We start from the raw sequence: 8,786 nt of genomic DNA, 5'->3' as shown, positions 1-8,786 counted from the left end.
TTAACACAAAAAGATGGTAGACACTTTTGTGTCTACCATCTTTATACCACTTCACTCTAAAAACGTATGGTGTTTCATTTATGTTTAGCACAATAACTGCACTCAAAAGGTATAATTGATGCCAATCTGATAATTGCGCCCCGGTTCGGCATACCATTCTTCAACCCCCAAAAAACCACCTGTATCATTATCCCAGCTGGAATAAAACTGGTTGAAAATATTATTGACCTTCACATACAGCTTCGCCTGCTTATTCAATTTATAGTTTACAGAAGCATTCCAGACCCAGTAAGTATTATTGGAAAAAAGGTTCTCGCCGCGGCCGTTGGCCTGGTCAAACACACCTCGTCCCTGCAGTAAAACGCTGTAAGGCGCTCTGTCATAAAGCAGATTAAACTGTAATTCACCATGCGGGATCATCGTACTGACCTGAGGCATATTTTTGCTGCGTTCTGTCTCTACCTTCGTCTGCGTATAGGCTACTGAAGCCCGCCACTGCTCTGAAAAACGTTTATCGGCAGAAAGCGTAAAGCCAGTGGCTTTCTCACGAGCAACATTAGCGTAGCGTCGTGGATCTACAGTACGATCTACTGCGATAACATTAGCAGCATCACGGTGAAAAATACTGGCTTTCAGAGTCAGTGAATACTCCGGCTTATAAGAAGCCCCAAATTCGTAGACTTTACCTTCTTCCGGTTTCAGTCCCTCGTTACCATTTTTAGGCGAAAATACCTGCAACTGTTTCGGCGGTGCAAAATATTCAGTATACGCTAATGTATACAACAGTTTATCAGAAGGGTTATATTCTACAGCAACCGCAGGTGACAATTTCTTACCGGCAGAAGAATTCCAGTCCTGCCGCAGTCTGCCTGTTGCTTTGAGCCTGTCGTCCAGCCGCCACTCATTCTGCAGATAAACAGCCTTGCTGATCATAGTTCTGTCATTATAATTTGAAGTAAGGTCCTGATAATCCAGCACCAGATCCTGATAATATTCAATACCGCCGGTCAAAGTATTTTTAGGATGCCACTGCTTAGTATACCGGTCAAAAAATCCCTGCGTGCGCAATTCGATCAACCAGGGGTTAGGAACGTTAGACCCTTCATCATAGACAGCATTACTGCCACGTCGATAAATCCCCAGAACATTATTTTCGCTGTCAGAAATTTTTCGATTAAATTCCAGGCTGATATTATTTTCAGTTTTACGGGCATTGACCATAAAAATATTCTTAACTAAATTTGCCGGTTTAGTTGTATCTGTTTCAATATTTTTATAGTTAAAGATCTTCGACATATATCTGCCGCTGAAAGCACTGTAGCTCAAAGTAAGCTCGGCAGCATCCCCCCAGGATTTCGTTACCTTAACGTCGGCATTTTCGGTATTATCATATGAAGGTATGCTGTGTCTGGCGCTGCTGTAGTCACCTGTAATACTTTTCTGTGCAGCCACCAACCAGCTCCAGTCACCGCTTTTGCCAAGCTGCAGAATATTTTCGCGTTCACGTCCATAGCTGCCGGTTTCCAGATTGATACTGGTCTTAACGCCCTCAGCAGCTTTTTTGGTAGTGATCCTGATCACACCGCCCTTCGCCGCATTACCGTATATAGCACCGGCAGACGCCGGCAGTACTTCCACGCTCGCCAGCATTTCAGCTGGCAGCACACTAAAATCAAAATCATTGTAGCTGCTGCCGTTCCAGTTGGCGCGAATACCATCTACCACCACAATATAACGGTCAGAACCATTCAGCAGGATATTACTGTAAGCATTCCTGCCGCCGCTGACGCCCTGTCCCATAATAGTGATACCAGGCAATTCCTGCACAACGTCCAAAGCATTATCATAATTACCTGCTTTTAGCTGCTGCTCACCAATTTTATAATAACCAGGCTTGATTTCGTTTGTTTCATAACGTGTCGCTGTAACTATCATCGGCTCCAAATAAAATTCTGCGGCTTCCTCAGCAGCCGCAGTCTCTATTGTCCAGGTCAGCAAACATAAACCCGTTAAAGCAAAGACATTCAGATATTTTTGCTTCACAGCAACCTCTCCCCAATACACGCTTCTTTTATTACGCAAAAAAACAGTACTCAGCTAGTTTAAAAATTTTTCTATACTTTGATATAGCTGTTCTACATCAAAAGGCTTGGGAATAAAACAATTCATGCCTGCCGACAATGCTTTTTCCCGATCTTCCTGCATCGTATTGGCAGTCATAGCAATAATCGGTATTCCTCGTGCATCCGCTCTCTCCAGCGCTCTTATCTCTACAGCTGCCTCTAAACCGTCCTTGATCGGCATCTGCAGATCCATCAGAATCAGATCATAGGTACCTGGTAATGTTTCCTTGAACCTGTCGACAGCCTGCTGACCGTTAACGACACGCTCTACCTTTACGCCCTGCATTTCCAGCATTGTTGCAGCAATCTCGGCATTCAGGTCATTATCCTCTGCCAACAAAACATTTTTACCCTGTAATGCATGATACACGCCGGCCACTTCATTATTTTTTAAACTCTCCTCAAGCTGCCCTTGATAAACAGGCAGTTCAATAGTAAAAAAGAATTCCGAGCCTTTGGCAACTTCGCTGCGCACACTTAAAATACCACCCATCAATTCTACCAGGTTGCGGCTGATCGCCAATCCCAGACCTGTCCCCTGCTGATTACTGCGACTTTTTCTGAAAACCTGTTCAAAGGACCCAAAAATGCGTTCCAGATCTGCTTCCGGTATTCCGATGCCAGTATCACAAACACTGAACCGCAACGCTGAGCTATTTTCCGAAACAGCGCTTTCCAAAACAGTAACAGTAATTTCACCTTTTGTTTCTGTAAATTTATGAGCATTAGACAGCAAATTGATCAAGATCTGTTTCAAACGTAATTCATCGCCGACAAAATTTTTATGTGTAAAATAGCCTTTAAACTGTAAGTTGATATTCCTTTCCTCGGCCATAACCTGAAAAATATTGCGCAGCTGTTCAAGCAGGTTTTCCACAGAAAACGGCCTGCTTTCAAGCTGGATCTTACCGCTTTCAATTTTTGACATATCCAGAATATCATTAACTATCGACAGCAAAAATTTAGCAGATGAATCTATTTTCGAAATATTTTTCTGCGTAACGGGATCCCCGTCTCCGGAAAGCCGCATCAGATTGGCCAGTCCAATAATAGCATTAAGCGGCGTCCTGATCTCATGAGACATCCTGGAAAGAAATTCCGACCGCACCTTACTCAGGTTCTCGACCCGCTTCATCTTAAAGTAAATAACCTGATTTTTCATTTTAAACCAGAAATACATAAAAACAAGCGTAGCTGCCAGTATAATAAAGACAATTATGATCAAAGAAAACGTAACCGGGTTCGAATAAACCAACGCCCTAAAAGACATCTCCTTTTTCCCTGACATCAAAGTATTATTAGAGAGAATCTTTGAAGTTTGTTCATCAGTCAGGTTTACCAGCCCTTTAGTCAATATGGAATACAGCTGCGTATCTCTATCAGCATTGACGCCCAATGCCAGATATACTTTAGGACTGTCTACCACCGGCGTTATATTTGTATAATAATCTCTCATATACAAATGCTCTAAAACAGCTACAGGCAGCCTGGTATAATCAGCTTTACCCTCATCCACTGCTTTCAGGCATTCTTCATAAGTATCAAAATATACTACCGAGCCATGCTTGATATTGCGGGAAGCCGTACTGCCATTGATAACTGCAGCAACACTTCTGTTATCATAAAAAGCAGTATACTTATTACGCATCACGGTCGAATTCAGTGTCATATAATTCTTAGTAATATCTATGCCTTCTGCACCAACAGCATTATCCTCATTAGCAAAATAGCCTAAAACATCAGCCTTGCCTGTCTTGACCATTTCAATGGAATCTTTATAAGAGGCAGCCGTTACATATTCAAATTTTGCTCCCGTCTGGGCCGAAATCAAGGACAGAATATCGGGAACAATGCCAACAGACTTTTTACCTTCCCGAAAATAAAAAGGATAATTATCTTCTATCACAGCAACCTTAAACGGCTGACTGCGTTTGATAAAGTCAAGTTCTTCCTGTGAAATATTGGCGGCATTATGATAATTGACCGGGAAATACTTTCTAAAACTTGTCTCCCCGAAATTTGGATTAGCCTCATAAATTTTTTTGATAGCATCATTAAGCTGGGCACAGATAACAGGATCAGCTTTTTGGGCTACAATATAACACGGTTCTGCGTCAAAGCGCAGTGCTACATTGTAATCACTTACGTTTTTATAAGTATCGTTTACCAAAAGCAAGTCCACTTCATGCTTATTCAAAGCCTGTTCAAAATCATCGGTCTCATTGTAATATTTAAATTTACATGCTACATTGTTAAAATCAAGTACATTATGCAGACGTTTCAACTTGGCCGCAGCATTTTTAAAAACGCCAATCGTTTTACCGTCGATGCTTTTTACATCAAAACTCTTGATACTATAATCATCTTTATTGTAAATCAATAAACTGTTGTTGAAACCGATCAGATAATCAGGATAATAAAGATTCTCACCAAAACCGGGAATTTTTAAAATAGCTCCCATCAAATCATATTTGCCTGCAGAAATCCCCCGGATCGCTTCCATCAAATCATCTTCAACAAATTCATATTCCCAATTTGTATATTTAGCTATTTCCAGCAGCCATTCATAAACTGCGCCACCACGCGTTCCATCGGCATAAGTTTCACACAGTCCTTTGGATTCTGGAAAAGCAACGCGAACAACCTGTTTAGCCTGTGTTTCCGACGCTGATGCAGATACACAGGCTAAAATCGTTATTATCATCGCCAATATTTTCAAGCTGTTTTTAAGCCATTTCATCAGAATAATGCTTCCTTTGTTTTTATTGTTTTAATATAAATTTATTAGTTGTTTTCATTATATATTTATATTAATTTTATCAAAATTATACGTTTTAAGCAATGAAACAGAATTTTATTATATAATCAGCTTTAGGAAGACAAAAAAATACCATTCATCTGCGCACTACAGTGAATGGTATTTTACTTATTTTCTTGGTAAAAAGATTTTTATAGTCGTCCCCTGTTCCAGCTCACTCTCCAATTCGATACGTCCCTGATGGAATAAAATACCATGCTTGACGATCGAAAGGCCAAGACCAGTGCCGCCAGTTTCTTTAAAATGGCTCTTATCGACCCGATAGAAACGTTCAAAAACACGTTCCTTATCCGCGCTGCCGATACCACAGCCGGTATCCTTAAAGGTCAGCACAGCCTCTCCCGGAACAACTGCCACCGTTACATCGACGCGGCCGCCATCACGATTATACTTGATCCCATTGTCGATCAGATTGTAGACGACCTCGCCCAAAATCGCCGGTACACCCTCTACCTCAGCTTCACAGCCGCTGACACTGACAGTGATATTTTTTCCGGCTGCCTGAGCCTGCAGACGCTGAGCCGTATTTTCAGCCAGTTTTTTCAGCTCGACCATTTCCAGATTTTTCATATCTCCGGCAGCTTCGTCCAGGCGCGACAATTTCATAATATTATCGATCAAGCCAATCAGGTGCCCAGCTTCGCTGTAGATTTTTTCCAGAAAACGTTGCTTGTCACCTTCCTGGACCAGGCCGTTTTTCATGATCTCGGCGTACCCCAGAATCGACTGCAGCGGCGTTTTCAATTCGTGGGAAACATTCGCTGAAAATTCCCGCCGCAATGTTTCTGCCGCACGTTTTTCCGTAACATCAAAAATCAGCAGTACACTGCCCTTGCCGCCAACACTGCTGCCGCAAAGCTGATAATAACGTCCATCCTTCTGATAAAGACTTTCACCGCTGCCGGCAGCGGCAACCTTCTGCAGCAGTTCCTGCACTTCCTGTCCCCGTTCCAAGGTCAGAATATTTTTACCAGCCACTTCGTTGCCCTGCAAACCAAATAATCTGGCCGCACTGTCGTTGATAGACAAAATATTCTGTCTGTCATTCAAAAGGATCAGCCCTTCATTCATGCTCTGAGTAATTGCTGTCAGTTCGTTTTGCTTTTGACGCAGCTGCTGCAATCCTTCTGAAACCTGTTTTTGCTGTTGAGAGATCCGTGTTAAAAAAGGCGCCAATTCATCGTAAGTATCATTTTCCAGAGGATGCTCCAAATCGACCTGTTCCAGCGGCAAAACCATTTTATTAGTTATCCGGCGGGCTAAAAGCATGGCAACAAAAGCCACAAGCAGCACTACTGCTATCATATAAGGAATACTGCCTGCCACTGTCGCAAAAACAGAATCAGTAGTTCGGGCAACACGCAGCACATCACCGTTTTCCAATCGCAGCGCATAATAAAAAGTTTTTTCCGACAGGGTGTCGCTCATACGTTCTGCCCAACCAACGCCGTCAGTCAGCGCTGACTGTACTTCTTCCCGGTCTTTGTGATTGAGCATTTTTTCGGCAGGCACATAATTATCATACTGGACTTTGCCGTCAGGCGCGACCAAAGTAACCCGTGTCACCTTATTTCCTTCAGCCTGTAAAGCCTGTAAATAACTTTTTTCGCCCTGCTCCATACCTATTTTGATAAAAGCAGCTTCCTGCCTCAAATCATGCTGCATCGTTGTCATCGACCCCTGATACATGATCACGGCGATCAACACGGAAGCAATGATCACAGCCGCTGTCGATAACCACAGCAGTCCGCTGAAAATTTTATTTCTCATAGCCAGCTCCTATACGATAACCGACGCCGCGTACTGTCTCGATCAACGAGCCCGCCTTGCCCAGCTTCAGACGCAGCGTGCGTACATGCACATCGACAGTACGCGTCTCACCGGCAAAATCATAACCCCAAATGTCAGTTAAAAGCTGTTCGCGCGTAAACACCTGCCCCGGGCGTTCCAGCAGTTTATGCAAAAGCTCGAATTCTTTAAAAGTCAGTATAACTTCCTGCCCGCCAACCAACACGCGGTGTTTATCAATTTCCATCACCAGTTCGCCGGCAGTAAGCCTGCCCTGCTTGTCATCCTGCTTATAGCGGCGCAATACGGCCTTCACCCGCGACACCATTTCCATCATGCCAAAGGGTTTGGCGATATAATCATCAGCACCGTTATCCAGTCCGTGTACCTTGTCGAACTCGGAGCCCTTGGCGGTAGCCATGATGACCGGCACCTGGGCTGTACGTTTATCACTGCGCAGCTGCTTCAACAGCGTTATGCCATCATCTCCTGGCAGCATGATATCCAGCAGGATCAAAGTCGGCTTAGCACATTCCAGTGCTTTAAACAACTCTTCACCGCTGCCGACGCCCAATGCTTTAAAACCGACGGACTGCAATGTATAAACTTCCAGTTCACGAATATTAGGATCGTCCTCCACGCAAAAGATCATGCACAGTATCCTCCTCATGTGCTCCTGTGATCATAAACAGCACCCACTGGGAAATATTGACCGCATGGTCGCCGATTTTTTCAAAATACTTGGCGATCATCAGATAATCGATAGCCTGCTCACCGCTATCCTGAGTGCTGCGTATGACCTGGATCAATTCTTTTTTTGCTTTGCTGAACAATTCGTCAACAATGTCGTCGTCACGTTCCACCTGCTGTGCCAGCCGCAGGTCGCCTTTTACGAAAGCGTCCAGACTGGTGCTGACCATTTTTTTCGCCGCCGTCGCCATTTGCTGCAGCAGCGTTGTGTCGTAGTCACGGCCAAACTCGGCCTTGCCTAAAATTTCAGCAATATTGCCCGCCTGCTCGCCGATACGGCTCAGGTCCGTGATCATTTTCAGCGCCGCTGAAATCTGACGCAGATCAGAAGCAACCGGCTGCTGTTTTAAAAGCAGATTTATACAAATATTCTCTACTTCACGCTCTTTTTCCTCTGTGCGTTTGCCTAAAATAACAATTTCTCTGTTCAGAGCATCGTTATCCTCCTGCAAAGCCTGCATTACATGCTCCAAAGCATTCTCGCATAAAGTGCCCATGACGATCAGTTCCGTGTTCAAAAGCTCCATCTGCGCCGCAAATCTGCTTCTTACCATCAGCCAAACCTCCCCGTAATATAATCTTCAGTCTTTTTCTCCTGCGGATTGGCAAACAAAGTATCAGTATCGTTGAACTCGATCACCTCACCCAAAAGGAAGAAGGCTGTTTTATCAGAAATACGCACCGCCTGCTGCATATTGTGAGTAACAATGACGATAGTATAGTTTTGTTTCAACTCCATAGCCAGATCTTCGATCTTGAGGGTCGAGATCGGGTCCAGCGCCGAGGTCGGTTCGTCCATCAGCAGGACTTCCGGCTGCACTGCCAAAGCACGGGCAATACAGAGCCGCTGCTGCTGACCACCGGAAAAGCCCAAAGCACTTTTATCAAGCCTGTCCTTGACCTCATCCCAGATCGCCGCCTTACGCAAAGCTTCCTCTACCATATCGTCAAGCTTGGCTTTGCCTTTTACGCCATGTGTACGCGGTCCGAAAGCAATATTGTCATAAACACTCATGGGAAACGGATTCGGCTTTTGAAAAACCATCCCGACACGTTTACGCAGCAGGTTCACATCGTCGTTAGCGTAAATATCGTCATTGTCCAGTAATACCTTACCGGTAATACGGCAGCCTTCGATCAGATCGTTCATCCTGTTCAAAGATTTCAGCAGCGTCGACTTGCCGCAGCCGGACGGCCCGATAAAAACAGTGATCTCCTTTTCCGGGATCCGCATATTGATATTTTTCAGCGCCTGGAACTCGCTGTAATACAGGTCTAAATTTTCAATAGCTATTTTTGCGTCCATA

General features: G+C 44.1%; 6 protein-coding genes. All 6 read right to left on the bottom strand.

Annotation, left to right across the window (positions count from 1 at the left end):
• Window positions 1–102: 102 nt before the first annotated feature.
• The 6 genes from Q4G98_RS10400 to pstB all read right to left on the bottom strand — a co-directional run bounded on the left by Q4G98_RS10400 (window position 103) and on the right by pstB (window position 8,785).
• The gene (locus Q4G98_RS10400) at window positions 103–2,043 is read right to left on the bottom strand and encodes a TonB-dependent receptor (RefSeq protein WP_298564776.1); all 1,941 of its coding nucleotides are present in this window, start codon (window positions 2,041–2,043) and stop codon (window positions 103–105) included.
• A 54-nt stretch (window positions 2,044–2,097) separates the two neighbouring features.
• Entirely contained in the window at window positions 2,098–4,863 is a 2,766-nt protein-coding gene (locus Q4G98_RS10395; protein ID WP_298564774.1) for a transporter substrate-binding domain-containing protein, read from the bottom strand.
• A 186-nt stretch (window positions 4,864–5,049) separates the two neighbouring features.
• Window positions 5,050–6,711 (bottom strand): cell wall metabolism sensor histidine kinase WalK, encoded by a 1,662-nt coding sequence (locus Q4G98_RS10390; protein ID WP_298564772.1) that lies wholly within the window; start codon window positions 6,709–6,711, stop codon window positions 5,050–5,052.
• The gene (locus Q4G98_RS10385) at window positions 6,701–7,381 is read right to left on the bottom strand and encodes a winged helix-turn-helix domain-containing protein (protein ID WP_177561554.1); all 681 of its coding nucleotides are present in this window, start codon (window positions 7,379–7,381) and stop codon (window positions 6,701–6,703) included. Before Q4G98_RS10385 ends, Q4G98_RS10390 begins: the two co-directional genes overlap by 11 nt.
• On the bottom strand, window positions 7,353–8,033 hold the full coding sequence (gene phoU / locus Q4G98_RS10380; RefSeq protein ID WP_298564770.1) for a phosphate signaling complex protein PhoU: 681 nt from the start codon (window positions 8,031–8,033) through the stop codon (window positions 7,353–7,355). The genes Q4G98_RS10385 and phoU overlap by 29 nt, the downstream gene beginning before the upstream one ends.
• Window positions 8,033–8,785: a phosphate ABC transporter ATP-binding protein PstB gene (pstB, locus tag Q4G98_RS10375; RefSeq protein ID WP_301961968.1), complete on the bottom strand. Its 753-nt coding sequence runs from the start codon at window positions 8,783–8,785 to the stop codon at window positions 8,033–8,035. The genes phoU and pstB overlap by 1 nt, the downstream gene beginning before the upstream one ends.
• Window position 8,786 lies beyond the last annotated feature (1 nt).

The organism is uncultured Phascolarctobacterium sp. (genome assembly GCF_958349595.1).
In the GTDB taxonomy this organism is placed as follows: Bacteria; Bacillota; Negativicutes; order Acidaminococcales; family Acidaminococcaceae; genus Phascolarctobacterium.
The sequence above is the reverse complement of the archived record's forward strand: the minus strand, read 5'-3'. Positions and strand labels throughout refer to the sequence as shown.